This window comes from Nocardia sp. CY15, from assembly GCF_009829295.1.
GTDB lineage: Bacteria > Actinomycetota > Actinomycetes > Mycobacteriales > Mycobacteriaceae > Nocardia > Nocardia sputi.
This window is the reverse complement of the sequence record NZ_VUOT01000009.1, coordinates 182,433-199,338: the sequence shown is the minus strand read 5'-3', so window position 1 is coordinate 199,338 and position 16,906 is coordinate 182,433. Positions and strand designations below refer to the sequence as shown.

The 16,906-nt window shown below is 69.4% G+C and carries 17 protein-coding genes; 12 read left to right on the top strand and 5 right to left on the bottom strand.

Translation table 11 applies throughout. The features are described from left to right. Window positions 1-20 precede the first annotated feature (20 nt). The gene (locus tag GVY39_RS14175) at window positions 21-662 is read right to left on the bottom strand and encodes a LysE family translocator (RefSeq protein WP_159924395.1); all 642 of its coding nucleotides are present in this window, start codon (window positions 660-662) and stop codon (window positions 21-23) included. A gap of 152 nt (window positions 663-814) precedes the next feature. After that, entirely contained in the window at window positions 815-1,201 is a 387-nt protein-coding gene (locus GVY39_RS14170; protein WP_159924393.1) for a hypothetical protein, read from the bottom strand. A 351-nt stretch (window positions 1,202-1,552) separates the two neighbouring features. Here GVY39_RS14170 and glgP point away from each other — a divergent pair, with 351 nt between their 5' ends. From glgP to GVY39_RS14150, 4 genes are all read left to right on the top strand, one after another. Next, window positions 1,553-4,126: an alpha-glucan family phosphorylase gene (gene glgP, locus GVY39_RS14165; RefSeq protein WP_159924391.1), complete on the top strand. Its 2,574-nt coding sequence runs from the start codon at window positions 1,553-1,555 to the stop codon at window positions 4,124-4,126. A gap of 107 nt (window positions 4,127-4,233) precedes the next feature. Then, a complete protein-coding gene (locus GVY39_RS14160) occupies window positions 4,234-5,595 on the top strand; it encodes an NCS2 family permease (RefSeq protein ID WP_159924389.1) in 1,362 nt (453 codons plus the stop codon). Window positions 5,596-5,757: 162 nt separating this feature from the next. Continuing rightward, entirely contained in the window at window positions 5,758-6,291 is a 534-nt protein-coding gene (locus GVY39_RS14155; protein WP_159924387.1) for a DoxX family protein, read from the top strand. 141 nt (window positions 6,292-6,432) lie between these two features. After that, the gene (locus GVY39_RS14150; protein ID WP_159924385.1) at window positions 6,433-6,828 is read left to right on the top strand and encodes a RidA family protein; all 396 of its coding nucleotides are present in this window, start codon (window positions 6,433-6,435) and stop codon (window positions 6,826-6,828) included. 162 nt (window positions 6,829-6,990) lie between these two features. Here GVY39_RS14150 and GVY39_RS14145 read toward each other — a convergent pair whose 3' ends face one another. The 3 genes from GVY39_RS14145 to GVY39_RS14135 all read right to left on the bottom strand — a co-directional run bounded on the left by GVY39_RS14145 (window position 6,991) and on the right by GVY39_RS14135 (window position 11,204). After that, the gene (locus GVY39_RS14145; RefSeq protein ID WP_159924383.1) at window positions 6,991-9,039 is read right to left on the bottom strand and encodes an ATP-dependent DNA helicase; all 2,049 of its coding nucleotides are present in this window, start codon (window positions 9,037-9,039) and stop codon (window positions 6,991-6,993) included. 57 nt (window positions 9,040-9,096) lie between these two features. Further along, complete coding sequence (locus GVY39_RS14140; RefSeq protein WP_159924381.1) at window positions 9,097-9,663, bottom strand: isochorismatase family protein; 567 nt, start codon at window positions 9,661-9,663, stop codon at window positions 9,097-9,099. A 230-nt stretch (window positions 9,664-9,893) separates the two neighbouring features. Continuing rightward, complete coding sequence (locus GVY39_RS14135; RefSeq protein ID WP_159924379.1) at window positions 9,894-11,204, bottom strand: nicotinate phosphoribosyltransferase; 1,311 nt, start codon at window positions 11,202-11,204, stop codon at window positions 9,894-9,896. 122 nt (window positions 11,205-11,326) lie between these two features. Between GVY39_RS14135 and clpS the strand changes: the two genes are divergently transcribed. From clpS to GVY39_RS14095, 8 genes are all read left to right on the top strand, one after another. Continuing rightward, on the top strand, window positions 11,327-11,677 hold the full coding sequence (clpS, locus tag GVY39_RS14130) for an ATP-dependent Clp protease adapter ClpS (RefSeq protein ID WP_159924377.1): 351 nt from the start codon (window positions 11,327-11,329) through the stop codon (window positions 11,675-11,677). Window positions 11,678-11,699: 22 nt separating this feature from the next. Then, window positions 11,700-12,269 (top strand): DUF2017 domain-containing protein, encoded by a 570-nt coding sequence (locus tag GVY39_RS14125; protein ID WP_159924375.1) that lies wholly within the window; start codon window positions 11,700-11,702, stop codon window positions 12,267-12,269. 61 nt (window positions 12,270-12,330) lie between these two features. Then, window positions 12,331-13,395 (top strand): P1 family peptidase, encoded by a 1,065-nt coding sequence (locus GVY39_RS14120; protein ID WP_159924373.1) that lies wholly within the window; start codon window positions 12,331-12,333, stop codon window positions 13,393-13,395. A 152-nt stretch (window positions 13,396-13,547) separates the two neighbouring features. Then, complete coding sequence (locus tag GVY39_RS14115) at window positions 13,548-13,967, top strand: Mov34/MPN/PAD-1 family protein (RefSeq protein WP_159924371.1); 420 nt, start codon at window positions 13,548-13,550, stop codon at window positions 13,965-13,967. Between the two features lie 33 nt (window positions 13,968-14,000). Then, complete coding sequence (locus GVY39_RS14110; protein ID WP_159924369.1) at window positions 14,001-14,273, top strand: MoaD/ThiS family protein; 273 nt, start codon at window positions 14,001-14,003, stop codon at window positions 14,271-14,273. An 8-nt stretch (window positions 14,274-14,281) separates the two neighbouring features. Then, on the top strand, window positions 14,282-15,244 hold the full coding sequence (locus tag GVY39_RS14105) for a cysteine synthase (protein WP_159924367.1): 963 nt from the start codon (window positions 14,282-14,284) through the stop codon (window positions 15,242-15,244). A 59-nt stretch (window positions 15,245-15,303) separates the two neighbouring features. Beyond that, on the top strand, window positions 15,304-16,035 hold the full coding sequence (locus tag GVY39_RS14100; RefSeq protein WP_370523789.1) for a rhomboid family intramembrane serine protease: 732 nt from the start codon (window positions 15,304-15,306) through the stop codon (window positions 16,033-16,035). Window positions 16,036-16,103: 68 nt separating this feature from the next. Continuing rightward, on the top strand, window positions 16,104-16,868 hold the full coding sequence (locus GVY39_RS14095) for a cyclic nucleotide-degrading phosphodiesterase (RefSeq protein ID WP_159924363.1): 765 nt from the start codon (window positions 16,104-16,106) through the stop codon (window positions 16,866-16,868). Window positions 16,869-16,906: the final 38 nt, after the last annotated feature.

Sequence of the window (16,906 nt, the reverse complement as noted above, 5' to 3'; positions counted from 1 at the left end):
GGCTGAGCTGGGCTGATCGGTCAGCGTGCGTCGGCGGCGAGGCCGAGGCCCAGCGCGACCAGCACCGCGCCGAGCGCCCGTTCCACCCGCTGCCGGATGCCGCTGCGGCGCAGCCACGCACCCGCGTGGTCGGCGGCCAGCACCACGCCGACGCACCACGCGGTGTCGATCACCAACTGGATCAGCGCCAGGATCACCACGGTCGGCAGCACCGGCCCGCTGGACGGAAGGAACTGGGGAAGGATCGTCAACCCGAAGACGGCCGCCTTGGGGTTGGCCGCGATCGAGAGCAGCGAGGCGCGGAAGGCGGCGGCGGGCGAGCGGCCCGCCGGAAGCATCTTCGTCATCGCACTGCCGAACTCGTCGCCACCCCGTGCGCCCCGCCAGGCCTGCACGCCGAGCCAGATCAGCACCAGCGCCCCGACGATGTGCACCGCCGTGTTCATGGCCCGGTTCGCGACGAGCAGGACCGACAGCCCCGCTCCACCCGCCAAGGTCCAGCCGAGCACGCCGATCTCGTTTCCGGCTACCGCCGCCAAACCCGCGGTGCGGCCGTCACGCACGGCGCGCTGCAGGAACAGCGCGGTCGCAGGCCCGGGTAGCGCGGCGAGGAGCAGGCAGGCGAGCAGGAATTGCGGCAGAACATCGACCCAGTGCGGCATCCGCCGATGCTGTCACCTCTACGCGGCTCCGGCTACGGATTTCCCGGTCCGCGAGGGGGCCGAGAGGTGCCCAGGAGGCCACGACCAGGAATCCATGGCAGTGGCCGCCCGGGCGCTCACCTGACACTCCGGATGCGCGAAGAGCGCGGCGCTTACGGCAGAACCACGCACCCGACGCCGAGGTTGATCCCGTTGTCCACGTTCATCACCGGTGAAGTCCAAGCGGGACCGGCGGCGCCCTGTGTAGCCGAGATGGTGTGCGGCCCGGTCGCGTCAGGTACCCACGTGGTGGTGGCCTGGTTGCCGACCACCGGTGCGGGATTCGGCGTGAAGCTTCCGCCCGCGCTGTCGACGAACTGGACGGCGTCGGACGAAGGAACGTTGTCCACCGTGGCCGTCACCCGGTATTGGCAGTTGGTTCCGTAGTTTCCGAACCCGAGACTCATTCCTTGGGCCGTTGCCGTCGCCGTTGTGACCGCGGCCCCGGCGGCGGGTGCGACGAGAACGAGAGCCGCCGTGCAAGCTACGAACCCCGTCATCGCCGATCCGGCGCGCGACCAGCGCCGATCGCGGGCGCGATTTGGGTGTGCTTTCATCCACATCTCGATCACTCCCGTACTGATTCGGTTGGTGCGGCCGGTTGGTCCGCACAGCTTGTGGGTTTGCCCCGCGTTCGGGAGTTCACAAGGAAACGGGGGTCTCGATCGGGTAGCGGGCCAGGGGGCTCGGTGCGCGTGATGTGTTCGTTCTGTGACGGTAGAGGGCGTTACGCGAGTGCGCGCGCAGGGTGCGCGCCACCGAGCCACGTCACGAAAGACGCAGGTCGGAAGGTTGTTCCGGCTCGTAGGCGCGCACGGCGCGAGCGGTGGGCTCCGTGTAGTTTCTACCCAATGAAGGCATTGCGTCGTTTCACCGTCCGTGCCCATCTGCCCGAGCGCCTGGCGGCCCTGGGCGAGCTCGCCACGAATCTGCGCTGGTCGTGGCACCCGCCGACACAGGACCTGTTCGCCGCGCTCGATCCGCGGCGGTGGCAGGAGATGGGCCACGATCCGGTCCGGATGCTCGGCGAGGTACCCGCGGCGCGGCTGGACGAGCTGGCCGCCGACCCCGCCTATGTCGCCCGCGTCGACGCCGCGGCGGCGGATCTGCGGGAATACCTCGCGGCGCCGGGCTGGTTCCAGCGCCGGGCAGGTGAGGAGGGCGTGCGGGGCATCGCCTACTTCTCGATGGAGTTCGGCGTCACCGAGGTGTTGCCGAACTATTCGGGTGGTCTGGGCATCCTGGCCGGCGACCACCTCAAGGCCGCTTCCGACCTGGGTCTGCCGCTGATCGGCGTGGGCCTTCTCTACCGCTCGGGCTACTTCCGGCAGTCCCTGACGGCGGACGGCTGGCAGGCCGAGCACTACCCGGCGCTGGACCCGCAGGGCTTGCCGCTGCGGGCGCTCACCTCGGACGGGTCGCCGGTGCTCATCCACGTGGCGATGCCCGACCGCAGGGTGCTGCGCGCGCGGGTGTGGATCGCGCAGGTCGGCCGGGTTCCGCTGTTGCTGCTGGACTCGGATATCGCCGAGAACGACCCGGAGCTGCGCGCGGTCACCGACCGGCTCTACGGCGGCGACCAGGAACATCGCATCCGCCAGGAGATCCTGGCGGGCATCGGCGGCGTGCGCGCGGTGCGCGCGTATACGGCGTCGGCCGGCCTGCCCGATCCCGACGTGTTCCACATGAACGAAGGGCACGCGGGCTTCCTCGGTGTCGAGCGCATCCGCGAATTCGTCGCGGAGGGGCGGGATTTCGATTCCGCGCTCGCCGCTGTGCGGGCGGGCACGGTGTTCACCACACACACACCGGTCCCGGCGGGCATCGACCGTTTCCCGATGCCGATGGTGCGCCGTTACTTCGGCGGTGCGCACGGCGAATCCGAATCCGCCCTGCTGCCAGGACTTCCCGTGGACCGGATCGTGGCGCTCGGACGAGAAGCCGATCCCGCTGTATTCAACATGGCGCACATGGGGCTGCGCCTGGCGCAGCGCGCCAACGGCGTCTCGCGCCTGCACGGCGAGGTGAGCCGGTCCATGTTCGCCTCGTTGTGGCCGGGCTTCGACCCGGCGGAGGTGCCGATCGGTTCGGTCACCAACGGTGTGCACGCCACGACCTGGGCCGCGCGGGAATGGGTGGACAAGGCGCGCGAGCACATCGGCGCGGAACTGGTCGAGGAGGGGCGCGGCTGGGAACGACTGCGTGAGATCGACCTCACCGAGCTGTGGTCGACGCGCAACACCCTGCGCGGCATTCTCGTCGACGAGGTGCGCCGCAGGGTGCGCGCGTCATGGTTGCAGCGCGGCGCCGCGGAGGCCGAACTCGGCTGGGTGAACGGCGTTTTCGATCCGAATGTGCTGACCGTCGGTTTCGCGCGCCGGGTGCCGACCTACAAGCGCCTCACCCTCATGCTGCGCGACCCGCAGCGGCTGCGCGCCCTGCTGCTGGACCCGCGCCGGCCGATGCAGTTGGTCGTCGCGGGCAAGAGCCACCCCGCCGACGACGGAGGCAAGGCGCTCATCCAGCAGGTGGTCCGCTTCGCCGACGATCCCGAGGTGCGGCACCGGATCGTCTTCCTGCCCGACTACGACATGTCGATGGCCCGCTACCTGTACTGGGGCTGCGATGTCTGGCTGAACAACCCGCTGCGACCGTTGGAGGCGTGCGGCACCTCCGGCATGAAATCCGCGCTGAACGGCGGGCTCAATCTCTCCATCCGGGACGGCTGGTGGGACGAGATGTACGACGGCGAGAACGGGTGGGCCATCCCGACCGCAGAGGGCGTCCGGGACGAGCATCGCCGCGACGACCTGGAGGCCACCGCGCTCTACGACCTGTTCGAGCGCACGGTGGCGCCCCGCTTCTACGAACGCGACGCGTCCGGGATGCCGGTGCGCTGGGTCGAGATGGTCCGCCACACCCTCCAGACCTTGGGGCCGAAGGTGCTGGCTTCCCGCATGGTCCGCGACTACGCGGTGGAGTACTACGCTCCCGCCGCCGCGGCGTATCAGCGGGCGACGGCCGACGAGTTCGCGGTGGCGCGCGCCATCGCCGAGTACCGTCACCGGGTCGAGTCGGCGTGGCCCTCGGTCAAGGTGATCCAGGTGGACAGCGCGGGTCTGCCGGATACGCCGGTCATCGGGGCGCGGCTGTCGCTCACCGCGCGGGTCGAGCTCGGCGGATTGAGCGTGTCGGACGTGGTGGTGCAGGCGGTGCTCGGCCGGGTGTCGGCGTCCGACGACCTCTCCGACACCACGGCGGTCCCGATGACGCACAGCGGGTCGGACGGCGGGGCCGAGCTGTTCACCGTCGACACCCCCGTGCCGCTGTCCGGAGCGGTCGGCTACACGGTGCGCGTGCTGCCGCACAACGACCTGCTGGCCTCCGACGCCGAGCTGGGCCTGGTCTCCGCCCCCAACGCCTAGCCGGGTGGCGCTGGTCACGGTGGGGCCGCCGCGAGTTGCCCCGGCCGGTGAATCGTCGGCTACCGTGCCTGGCAGCCCGAGCATTGTTTCCCCGACTGGAGTCACCCATGGTCACCGACGTTCTGAACCGGACCCGAGGACGCCTCGACGGGTACTTCGGGGTCCGGTCGACCGGCTCGACCGTCCGGCGGGAACTCATGGCGGGAACGATCACGTTCCTCGCCATGTCGTACGTCCTCGCGGTGAACCCCGCGATACTCGGCGACCAGGGCGCGCTGGGTGACAAGGGCATCCCGATGCAGGCGGTGTTCACCGCCACCGCCGTCGCCGCGGTGTTCGGCACGTTGGTCATGGGGCTGTGGGCACGGTATCCGATCGCGCTCGCGCCGGGTATGGGACTCAACGCGTTCTTCGCCTACACCGTGGTGCTCGGCATGGGCATTCCATGGCAGGTCGCGCTCTCGGGCACGTTGCTGTCGGGCGTCATCTTCTTCGTCCTGGCCGTGACGAAGATCCGGGAACGCATCCTCGACGCGATCCCGATGCAGTTGAAGCTCGCGGTCGGCGCGGGCATCGGACTGTTCGTGGCCTTCCTCGGCCTGAAGAACGCCGGGATCGTGGTGAACAGCGAGGCGACCCTGGTCGCGCTGGGCGACTTCACCGAGGGCACCACGTTGCTCGCGCTGTTCGGGTTGCTGGTGACCGTGGTGTTCCTCGCGCGGGGCTGGCACGGAGCGGTGCTCTACGGCATCGTGCTGACCACGATCGTGGGCATCGTCAGCGGTTTGGTCGACCTGCCCAAGGGGGTGTTCGCCGCGCCGAAGGGCCTCGAGCACACCTTCGGCCAGGCGATCATCCATCTGCCCGACGCCTTCACCGGCCAGATGGCTGTGGTGGTGCTGACCATGCTGTTCGTCGACTTCTTCGACGCCTCGGGAACCCTGATCGGCGTCGCGAACCAAGCCGGTCTGCTGGACGAGGACGGCAAGCTGCCGCGCGCGTCGAGCGCGCTGGCGGCGGACTCGGTGGGCACCATGGCGGGCGCCGTCATCGGCACCTCGACCACCACCGCCTACGTGGAATCGACCGCGGGCGTCTCGGCGGGCGGCCGGACCGGCCTGACCGCCGTCACCACGGCGGGCTGGTTCCTGCTCGCGATGTTCTGCTATCCGATCTTCGCGGTGGTCGCGGGCTCCGGCGAGGTGACCGCCGCTGCGCTCATCGTGGTCGGCATCCTGATGGCCCGCTCGCTCGGGCAGATCGACTGGAACCGCCTGGAGTACTCGGTGCCCGCGTTCGTCACCATCGTGATGATGCCGCTGACTTACTCCATTGCCAACGGCCTGGCCATGGGCATGCTGCTGTATCCGATCGTCATGGCGGCCAAGGGCCGGATCAAGGACGTACACCCGGCGATGTGGGCGCTGATGCTGGTGTTCCTCGGCTACTTCTTCTTCCTCGCGGAGTAACTTCCCGCTCGCCTTCGCGCTGAACCTTCCTTGCCTGCCGGTCGTGGAATAGGACCGAGGGGTTGGACAGTTGAGCTCTTCATGCGAGAATCGGACCGTAGTCCGGTTATTCGCCGAGGTAACGAACATACCGAAGACGACAGCGCAGGGATGAGGACCAGCATGACCATCAAATCCGTACTCGAACGAAACGGCGCCACTACCGAACTGGACGGAATCGCCACCGACATCGGCCTGCTGATCCTCCGGGTCGTCTTCGGCGGCTTGCTCGCGGCACACGGCGCGCAGAAACTGTTCGGCTGGTGGGGCGGACCGGGCCTACAGGCCAACGCGGACAGCTTCGAGCAGATGGGCTACAACCCGGGCAAGCTGTTCGGGACGCTGGCCGGCCTGACCGAACTCGGCGGTGGCCTGCTGCTGCTGCTCGGTCTGCTGACGCCGCTGGCCGGGGCGATCGTGGTGGGCACGATGATCAACGCGATCAACGTCACCTGGTCCGGTGGACTGTTGGGCGGTTGGGAGATGGGCCTGCTGTTCGCGGTGGTCGGCGCGGCGCTTCCCTTCACCGGACCCGGCAAGTTCTCGTTGGACGCCGGGCGGCCGTGGGGGCGTCACGGCTTCGTGTGGGGTGTCGGTGCGCTGATCGTGGCGGTCGTGGCGGGCGTGCTCACGCTGATCCTGAAGTGGGTGCTCTGACTTTGCGGCACAGCCGGATTCGCGGCGCGGTGGCCTCGGCCGCCGCGCCGCGGTCGTTTGTGGGCATCGTCATGTCACAGTGTGGCATTCCGGATCGTCGTCGTGGTGTTGCAGCGCGTGACGATCGAGCAAGGAGAAACCATGGCCGTCGAAATCAGCAATCCCGGTGCACTGCACGATCCGACCGGGTTCGGCTACAGCCACGTGGCGGTGGCGCGTGGAGAACTGGTGTTCATCGCCGGGCAGTACGACTCGGACGGGCAAGGGCACACCACGAGCACGGAATTCGCCGTGCAGGTGGACAATGCGTTCGCCAACCTGGGCATCGCGCTGCGCTCGGCGGGAGTGGACTTCGGCGATGTCGCGCAGTTGCGGACGCACATCGTCGACCACGACCTCGACAAGTTGGCGGTGCTGGGCAAGAAGATCGCGGAGATCTGGGGTGACCGCCCGCCCGCGCAGACACTGACCGGGGTGGCGGCGCTCGCGCTGCCGGGCATGCTGTTCGAGGTCGACGCGGTGGCCGTGCGCGGCTGAGTAGCCGCTGTGCGGAGTTGAATTCGGTGAGGTCCCCGCGCCGCGTGCAGGGCTTGGCGCGGGGACGAGCCGATACATTCGGTGTGGGAATTGGGGGTCACCGAAGTACCGACCAACAATCTACTTCCGAATGGAATTAGATGCCGAGCGGTGTGTTCGGTATCACACCGTGGCCGCTGCGGCCAGTCGGTGCAACGCCTTCACCACGACCTCCGGGTCCGCGGTCTCCCAGTACGGCGGCAGCGACGCGCGCAGGTACCCGCCGTAGCGTGCGGTGGCCAGGCGGGAATCGAGGATGGCGACCACGCCGCGATCGTCGACGCTGCGCAGCAGGCGCCCGGTACCCTGCGCGAGCAGGAGAGCCGCGTGATTGGCGGCGACGGTCATGAACCCGTTTCCGCCCCGCATCTCCACCGCGCGTTGCCTGGCGGCCAGCAGCGGATCGTCCGGGCGCGGAAACGGGATGCGATCGAGAATCACCAGGCTCAGCGACGGCCCCGGCACGTCGACGCCCTGCCACAGCGACAAGGTGCCGAACAGGGAAGTCTCCGGGTCGTCGGCGAACTTGCGGACCAGCGCGCCCGTCGCGTCGTCACCCTGGCACAGCACGGGCGTTCGCAACCGGTCGCGCAGGGCGTCGGTGGCCGCGCGGGCCGCGCGCATGGAGGAGAACAAACCGAGGGTGCGCCCACCCGCCGCCGTGATGAGCCGTTCGATCTCGTCCAGATAGGCCGGTGCGAGCCCGTCCCGGCCCGGCGGGGGCAGGTGTTTGGCGACGTAGAGGATGCCGGACTTGGCGTGGTCGAACGGTGATCCGACGTCGAGCGAACTCCAGCGCACGGTGTCGGCGTCCGACGGCGCCTCCGCGCCGTTCGCGGTGGCCGCATCGGTGCGACTGCCCGACTGCGCGGGCAGGCCCCAGGTGACCGCGAGGCCGTCGAACGAGCCGCCGATCTGCAACGTCGCGGAGGTCAGCACGACGGTGGCGGTGCCGAAAAGCCTGCTGCGCAGCAGGCCACCCACCGACAGCGGCGCCATCCGCAGCGATCGGCGCACGACACCGCGGATCTCGTCGGCGGCCAGCCAGATGACGTCGCGCCGGGCGGCCGGGTCGGGCTCGTCGAAGGCCGTCAGCGCGCGGACCGCGCTGTCATGCACCTCATCGATCGCGGCCAACGCCATGGTGCGGGCGGCGGCGTTCTCCGGGTCGCCCTGCGCGGTGGTGCTGCCCGGTGGCGCCAGCGCGGTGCGCGCGTTCCACGCGGCGTCGCGGATCAGAGCCAGCACCGGGGCGACGCCGTCGGGCAGTCTGTCCCACCGGGCGGCGGGCAGTTCCTCCAGCACCTCGTGCCATGCCTCGGCGGCGCCCTCCAGACGGTCCAGCTCCTGCTCGTCGACCAGCTTGGCGCAGCGCCGTGCGGCCGCGCTGATCGCGGCGGAAGCCAGTTCGGCGGTGGCCACGCCGGTGACCCGGTCGACCAGCTCGTGCGCCTCGTCGATGACCACCACGTCGTGTTCGGGCAGCACCTGGATGCCGCTGATGGCGTCGATGGCCAGCAGCGCGTGGTTGGTCACCACCACATCGGCCTGCGCGGACTCGGTCCTGGCGCGCTCGGCGAAGCAGTCCTGGCCGAAGGAGCAGCGCGACTTGCCGAGGCATTCCCGCGACGACACGCTGACCTGCCGCCAGGCGCGGTCGCTCACCCCGGGGGCGAGTTCGTCGCGGTCGCCGGTCTCGGTGTCGGAGGCCCAGTCGTTGAGCCGTTGCACTTCGCGCCCTAGGCGGGAGATCGCGAACGCGTCGAACAGCTCCGCTTCGGCGGGCTCGTCCGGAACGGCGCTGTTGATCTTGTTCAAGCACAGATAGTTGTTGCGTCCCTTGAGGATCGCGAACTTCGGGGTGCGCCCCAGCGGTGCGCTCAGCGCCTCGGCCAGCCGGGGGAGGTCACGGTCGACCAGCTGACGCTGCAGCGCGATCGTCGCCGTGGAGACCACGACCGTACGGCCGGTGCGCACCGCGTGACGCAGGCTGGGCACCAGATAGGCCAGCGACTTGCCGGTACCCGTCCCGGCCTGCACCGCGAGGTGCTCCTTGGTGTCGATCGCGTGGTCCACCGCCGCGGCCATCGTCACCTGCCCGGCGCGCTCCTTGCCGCCGAGCGCCTGCACGGCGGTGGCCAAAAGGTCGGAAACGGGCGGCAGTTCGGGCACGCGAGCAGCCTACTCGGCACCGCCGACAAGGCAGGACGGTCGCCGAGACCGGACGGTCTACCGGCTGATGCTGCCCTCGAGATCGACGCCCGCTCCGCGCATACGGTCCAGCGCGGCGGTGATGGTGTCGGGCGCGACACCGGCGGTGAGGTCGAGCAGGACGCGGGTGTCGAAACCCTCGATGCGCGCGTCCAGCGCGGTAGCGCGCACGCAGTGGTCGGTCGCGATGCCGACGACGTCGACGGCGTCGACGCCGCGGTCACGCAGCCAGTCGGCCAGCGCGGCTCCCTCGTCGGTCGTGCCCTCGAACCCGGAGTAGGCCGCCGAGTACGTCCCCTTGGAGAAGATCGCCTGAATGGGTCCGGTGGACAGCGCGGGGTGGAAATCGGCGCCCGGCGTGCCGACCCGGCAGTGTGGCGGCCAGCTGTCGATGTAGTCGGGCTCGTCGGAGAAGTGCGCACCGGGATCGATGTGATAGTCGCGAGTCGCGACGATCGCGCCGTAGTTCGTCGCCACGAGGTGCTCGCTGATCCGGGCCGCCACGGCGGCGCCGCCGGTGACCGCGAGTGAACCGCCCTCGCAGAAATCGTTCTGGACGTCGACGATGATCAGTGCCCGGGTCATGGCGACCTCCCGCGGTGTGGCTGGATGACTGCCCCAGATTCTGCCGCCCGGTCGGACACTCGGTTCACCGACTCGCGGGAAATCAGTCGCCCGCGATGTAAACGCGGACACCGCCCACGGTGATTACCGAGTGCCCCTTCGCTTCCCGGCCGAGTTCGCCGCCTTCTCGCGCTGCTTTTCGCCGCCGGACTGCTGCTGGTCTGCCGGGTCGATGAGCGTAGGCACCACCCTCAGACGAACGTGGTCACCACGGCCGGCTCACCTGCCGACAGCTTGAGACCCTCCCAAGGCAGGCTGATCAGTCCGCGCGCGACCAGGTCGCGGCTCTCGGCGAGGGTCGGCAAGTCCTCGACCTGCTCACCGCGGCGCAGCAGCGGGACCAGCGGCTCACGGGCTTGGAAGCCGTTGGCGGGCGGCACCGGCCCGGCCGCCGGATAGACGATCTCCTCGACGATGGTGCCGGTCTCCCGGGCCAAGCGGATCACCTTCTTGGTGCCGCCGCGGGACTGCTTGTGGCTGCTGCGTTTGGCGACCGGCACCCCGTCGACCTCGACCAGCTTGTAGACCATGCCCGCCGTGGGCGCCCCCGAGCCGGTGACCAGTGCGGTGCCGACGCCGTAGACGTCGACCGGCTCGGCGCGCAACGCGGCGATGGCGTACTCGTCGAGATCGCCGGAGACCACGATGCGGGTCTTGGTGGCGCCGAGCGCGTCGAGCTGGTCGCGCACCTGCCTGGCCAGGACGCCGAGATCACCGGAGTCGATCCGCACCCCGCCCAGCTCGGTGCCCGCCACCTCGATGGCGGTCGCGACGCCCGCGGCGATGTCGAAGGTGTCCACCAGCAGTGTTGTCCCGACCCCGAGCGTCTGCACCTGGCTGCGGAACGCTTCGGCTTCGTGCGCACCGTCGGGGCCGCTGTGCAGCAGGACGAACGCGTGTGCGCTGGTACCCGCGCCCGGGATCCCGTAGCGGCGCACCGCCTCCAGATTCGAGGTGGCGTCGAAACCGGCCAGATACGCGGCGCGGGCGCAGTCGGGGGCGGCCAGCTCGTGGGTGCGCCGGGAACCCATCTCGATCATCCGCCGCCCACTCGCGGCGCTGACCATGCGTGCGGCGGCGGCCGCGATCGCGCTGTCGTGGTTGAGGATCGACAGGATCAGCGTCTCCAGGACGACGCATTCGGCGAAGCTGCCCCGCACCGAGAGGATGGGGGAGCCGGGAAAGTACAGCTCGCCTTCGGCGTAGCCGTCGATATCGCCGGTGAATCGGTAGTCGCGCAGCCAATCGAGCGTGCGCCGATCCGAGAACGAGGCGGCCACGGCGAGTTCCGCCTCGCCGAACCGGAACTGCCGCAGCGCGTCGAGCAGCCTGCCGGTACCCCCCACGACACCGTAACGACGACCATTTGGCAAACGTCTAGCAAACACCTCGAACGTGCATTGCCGATGCGCCGAACCGTCGGCCAGCGCCGCGGCGAGCATGGTCAGTTCGTACTGGTCGGTCAGCAGCGCCGTGCTGGAGACGCCGTCACGCAGATTCACGCAGTCACTGTAGACAGGACGGCTCGTCCACGGCGGCCGGCATCGGTCCGGTGAACCGGGGAATCGCGAATCGGGGCTGCGTGGGTGTTGTTTATCGGGAGTCGAGTCGTACCCTTGACCCTATGGCCTTGTGCAACATCGTCCGGGGTGACGTCGTTATGGACGCCGCGAACGCGACATTGTCGGCGGCACAGGCGACACCCGAAGCGGTCGAATACACCGAGATCCTGGAGGCGGAGGACCGCCCTTGGGTGACCGTGGTCTGGGACGATCCGGTCAACCTCATGCACTACGTCACCTACATCTTCCAGAAGCTGTTCGGCTACAGCAAAGCGAAGGCGACCGAACTGATGCTGAAGGTCCACAACGAAGGCAAGGCGGTGGTGTCGTCCGGTTCCCGGGACAAGATGGAACACGATGTCCAACGGCTGCATGCCGCTGGCCTGTGGGCCACCATGCAGCGGGACGACTGACCAGGACGACTACCCTGACGCCGTGCGCAAGTGGAGCAGGAAGAACTCGCTGAGCGGTCTCAAACTGCGATCCGAAATGGACGCACGTGAGGCCGATGTGCTTCGGTCGCTGGTGGGCGCGGTTTCCGGGCTGCTCACCGAGCGCGCCGAGTCCGCACCCGACGACGACTTGGCCGCCCTCACCGGCTTGCGATCCGGCAACACCGTGCCCCCGGACGACCCGAGGCTGCGCAGACTCCTTCCGGACTTCCACCGCAGCGAGCCCGGCTCGCCGGATGCCGAGCGCGCCGACCTCAACAGCGCGCTGCGCGGCCTGCACGAGCCCGACATCATCGACGCCAAGCTGGCGGCGGGTTCGGTCGTGCTGGACACCGTGCCGAGCGCGGGCGGCAAGATCGTCCTCACGCCCGAGCAGGCCGACGCGTGGCTGACCGCGCTCACCGACGTGCGGCTGGCGCTGGGCACGGTGCTCGACATCGACGCCGACACGCCCGACCAGCTCGCCCCCGACGACCCGCGCGCACCGCACCTGGACGTGTACCACTGGCTGACCTGGATGCAGGACTCACTGCTGCAGGCGCTGGCTCCCTGATCGGCCGCGATGCGAAGATCGGCGCGAGCCGACCCGCGGTTCCGCGTCGTGAGGAGTAGAGATGGCGAATGCCACCCCGGGGCAAGGTAATTCACTCACCGACGTGCCCGGAGTGCTGGTCGGTCATCACCACGTCCTCGACCCGGGTGCCACACTCGGCTCCGGGGCGGCGACGGGATGCACGGTCGTGCGCGTGCCGGGCGGTGCGGTGGCGGCCGTCGACGTGCGCGGCGGCGGACCGGGTACCCGCGAGACCGACCTGCTCGATCCGGCGAACACCGTACGCCAGATCGACGCGATCCTGCTCACCGGCGGCAGCGCTTTCGGTCTCGCCGCGGCCGACGGCGTGATGCGCTGGCTGGAGGAGAACGGCGCGGGCATCGTCATGGACCCGGCCGACGCGACCCGGGTGGTGCCCATCGTCCCCGGCGCGGTGATCTTCGATCTGCCCGTCGGCGCGTGGGACATCCGTCCCACCGCCGAGTTCGGCTATCGAGCGGCGGAGGCGGCGGGCGTCGACTTCGCCCGCGGTTCGGTGGGCGCGGGCGTCGGCGCACGCGCCGGATCGATCAAAGGCGGGGTGGGCACCGCGAGCATCGTGCTCGGCGAAGGCGCCGCCGCGGGAATCACCGTCGCCGCCCTGATCGTGGCGAATCCCGTCGGCTCGGTGTTCGATCCGCGCACCGGCTTGCCGTGGGGATGCGGCACCGACGGACCCGAATTCTTCGGTCTACGGCCGCCGACCGAAGCGCAGTTGGCGGCGGCGAACGAGCTGCCGGTGAAAGGCACCGTGCTCAATACCACGATCGGCGTCGTGGCCACCGACGCCCCGCTCGATCCGGCGGGATGCCGGCGGGTCGCGGCCACCGCGCACGACGGCTTGGCCCGTGCGATCCGCCCCGCGCACTCGCCGCTGGACGGGGACACGCTCTTCGCGCTCGCCACCGGGACGGCGGAGGAGGGCGCGGACCTGCCGCTGCCGCCCGCTTTCCCCGCCGATCTGCTCGTCTTGGACGCGATCTGCACGGCCGCCGCCGTCTGCGTCGAGCGCGCCATCGTCGATGCGATCCGCTCGGCGCGCGCGGTAGCGGGCATCCCGGCCTATTACGACCTCTTCGGTGTTTGACTTCCGGCCCTGCTGTGCCTCGTGTGCGAGTCGCCGCCACTCGATCTCCGGGCCGGCTCCGGGGGACCGGGCGGTGTCGTCGTGGGAATAGCCGAATATTCTGGCTCGTTGTCGACTGAGATGGGTCGGCGTTGTGGAAAGGTGTGCGACTCGTGCTGGTGATCAGGGCCGACCTCGTGAAGGCGATGGTGGCGCACGCGCGCGCCGATCACCCGGATGAGGCCTGCGGTGTCATCGCGGGGCCGGAGGGCTCGGATCGTCCGGAGCGCTTCATCGCCATGGTCAACGCCGAACGTTCGCCCACTTTCTACCGCTTCGACTCGGGTGAGCAGTTGAAGGTGTGGCGTGAAATGGACGATGCCGACGAGACGCCGGTGGTGATCTACCACTCGCACACCGCCACCGAGGCCTATCCGAGCCGGACCGACGTGTCCTACGCCTCCGAGCCGTTCGCGCACTACGTGCTGATCTCCACCCGGGATCCGGAGCAGCACGAGCTGCGCAGCTACCGGATCGTCGACGGCGAGGTCACCGAAGAGCCGGTGCGGATCGTCGACGCCTACGAGAACTAGACCGATGCCTGTTCGCGAAACCGAGGAGTACCCATGCCGGTAACCGTGTCCATCCCGACCATCATGCGCGGCCTCACCGGAGGTGAGAAGCGTGTGCAGGCCGAGGGCGCCACGCTGTCGGCGCTGATCGATGATCTGGAAGCCAACCACCCCGGGCTCGCCGAGCGCCTGCTGAAGGACGGCAAGCTGAACCGTTACGTCAACATCTACGTCGACGACGAGGACGTGCGTTTCGCCGGCGGGCTCGAGGCCGAGGTGCCGCAGGACGCCAGCGTCACGATCCTGCCCGCCGTGGCCGGAGGCTGACCCGTCCCGTGGCGCGTTACGAATCGCTGATCGCGACCCTCGGCAACACCCCGCTGGTCGGTCTGCGCACCTTGTCGCCCCAGTGGGACGGTGACAGTCACGTGCGGCTGTGGGCCAAGCTGGAGGATCGCAACCCGACCGGCTCGATCAAGGATCGGCCCGCCCTGCGGATGATCGAACAGGCCGAGGCCGACGGGTTGCTGCGACCCGGCTGCACCATCCTGGAGCCGACCAGCGGGAACACCGGCATTTCGCTGGCTATGGCCGCGAAGCTGAAGGGGTACCAGCTGATCTGCGTGATGCCGGAGAACACCTCGGTGGAGCGTCGGCAGCTGCTCACCATGTTCGGGGCGCGGATCATCGATTCGCCCGCGGCGGGCGGCTCCAATCAGGCCGTCGCGCTGGCCAAACAGATCGCGGCGCAGAACCCGGACTGGGTGATGCTCTACCAGTACGGCAATCCGGCGAACGCGGCGGCGCACTACGAGACGACCGGTCCGGAGATCCTGGCCGACCTGCCCGAGATCACGCATTTCGTCGCGGGCCTCGGCACCACGGGCACGCTGATGGGTACGGGCCGTTTCCTGCGCGAGAAGGTGCCCGGCATCGAGATCGTCGCCGCCGAGCCGCGCTACGGCGAACTGGTCTACGGCCTGCGCAACATCGATGAGGGATTCATCCCCGAGTTGTACGACGAGAGCGTGCTGACCACCCGTTTCTCGGTGGGTCCGTACGACGCGGTGAAACGCACCCGCGAACTGGTGCTCGAAGAAGGCATCTTCGCCGGGATCTCCACCGGAGCCATCCTGCACGCCGCGCTCGGCGTCGCCCGTAAGGCGGTGAAGGCGGGCACCCGCGCCGACATCGCGTTCGTGGTCGCCGACGGCGGATGGAAGTACCTGTCCACCGGGGCCTACGACGGCACCCTCGAAGAGGCGGAAGAGCGGCTCGACGGCCAGCTCTGGGCCTGATTCCCGGCCGCGCCGGTACCCTCGGTGAGGCGGGGCCACGCCCCCGCAACGGCGAGGAGGTGGCCATGACCGGCGCGGGAACCGGGTCGTCGTTCGACCCTGATCGGATCGCTGCGATCCGTGCGCGCCTGGGCAAGCCCGTCAGCGCGCCGGGGCCGTCCACGCCGCCCAACACCGCGGGTTTCGCCGCGGTCAAACAGTTGTGGCTGCGCGCGGGGATGCTGATCGTCTGCTTCGTCGCGGCGCTCTACGGGCTCGAAGGGGTCGACTCCGTGGTCGGCGGACGGCTCGACTACGCAGGCATCGAGCCGCGCCGCGCCGACGGCCTGTCCGGCATCCTGTTCGCGCCGTTGCTGCACGGCGGCTGGGGGCACCTGATCGGCAATACGCTTCCGGTGCTGGTGCTCGGTTTCCTCGTGCTGCTGGCGGGGATCGGCCGGGGGCTGGCCGCGACCGCGATCATCTGGCTGCTGGCCGGGCTCGGCGTCTGGCTCACCGGAGCGGCCGGCAGCGTGCATCTCGGTGCGTCCTCGCTGGTATTCGGCTGGTTGACCTTCCTGATCTCCCGTGGCTGGTTCGCCAAGAACGTGGGGCAGATCGCGCTCGGCCTCGTGGTGCTGGCCCTGTACGGATCGCTGCTGTGGGGGGTGCTGCCGGGACAGGACCGAATCTCTTGGCAGGGGCATCTATTCGGCGCGTTGAGTGGATTGCTGGCCGCCTGGGTACTCTCTGGAGATGCACGACGAAACCGCCGCGGGGACCGAGCCGGAATCGGCGCTTCGCCGCGGTGACGCGCGGCCCGCGGGAGAATGTGGGGGATCCTTTCTTGAGTGAGAATTCCGCGTGGCAGCATGGGGGAATGCGCCTTACCGTCCTCGGGTGCTCGGGCAGTGTGTCCGGCCCGGACTCTCCTGCGTCGGGTTATCTGCTGACCGGCCCGGACATGCGGCCGACGGTCATCGATTTCGGTCCGGGAGTGCTCGGCGCGTTGCAACGCCACGCCGACCCTGGTGAAGTCGACATCTTCCTGACCCATCTGCACGCGGACCACTGTCTGGACCTGCCCGGTTTGCTGGTGTGGCGTCGCTACCATCCGACTCCGCCCGAGGGCAAGGCGGTCGTGCGCGGCCCGTCGGACACGTCGTTGCGTATCGGCAACGCCTCCGCCGAGGTCGGCGGCGAATGCGACGACTGGTCCGACGTGATCGACATGCGGCCCTGGGCCGAAGGCGAGCCGATCTCGTTCGGGCCCGGGCACACGGTGACCGCACGCCGCATGTACCACCCGCCGGAGTCCTACGGGCTGCGGATCGTCACCGCCGCCGGACGCACCTTCGTCTACACCGGTGATACCGCGTTGTGCTCCCAGGTCCACGAGCTCGCGCAGGGCGCCGACGTCCTGATGGCGGAGGCGTCCTGGACGCATGACCCGGCGAACAGGCCACCGGGCATTCACCTTTCGGGTACCGAGGCAGGCCAGATCGCCGCCGAGGCGGGGGTGAAGGAACTGCTGCTCACTCACATCCCCCCGTGGACTTCCCGCGAGGACGTGATCGCCGAGGCCAAAGCCCAGTTCGCGGGTCCGGTACATGCTGTGGCCCCGGGCGAGACCTTCGATCTCTGATCGCATCCGGATCCGCCACCACCGGCGCGAACCGCCAC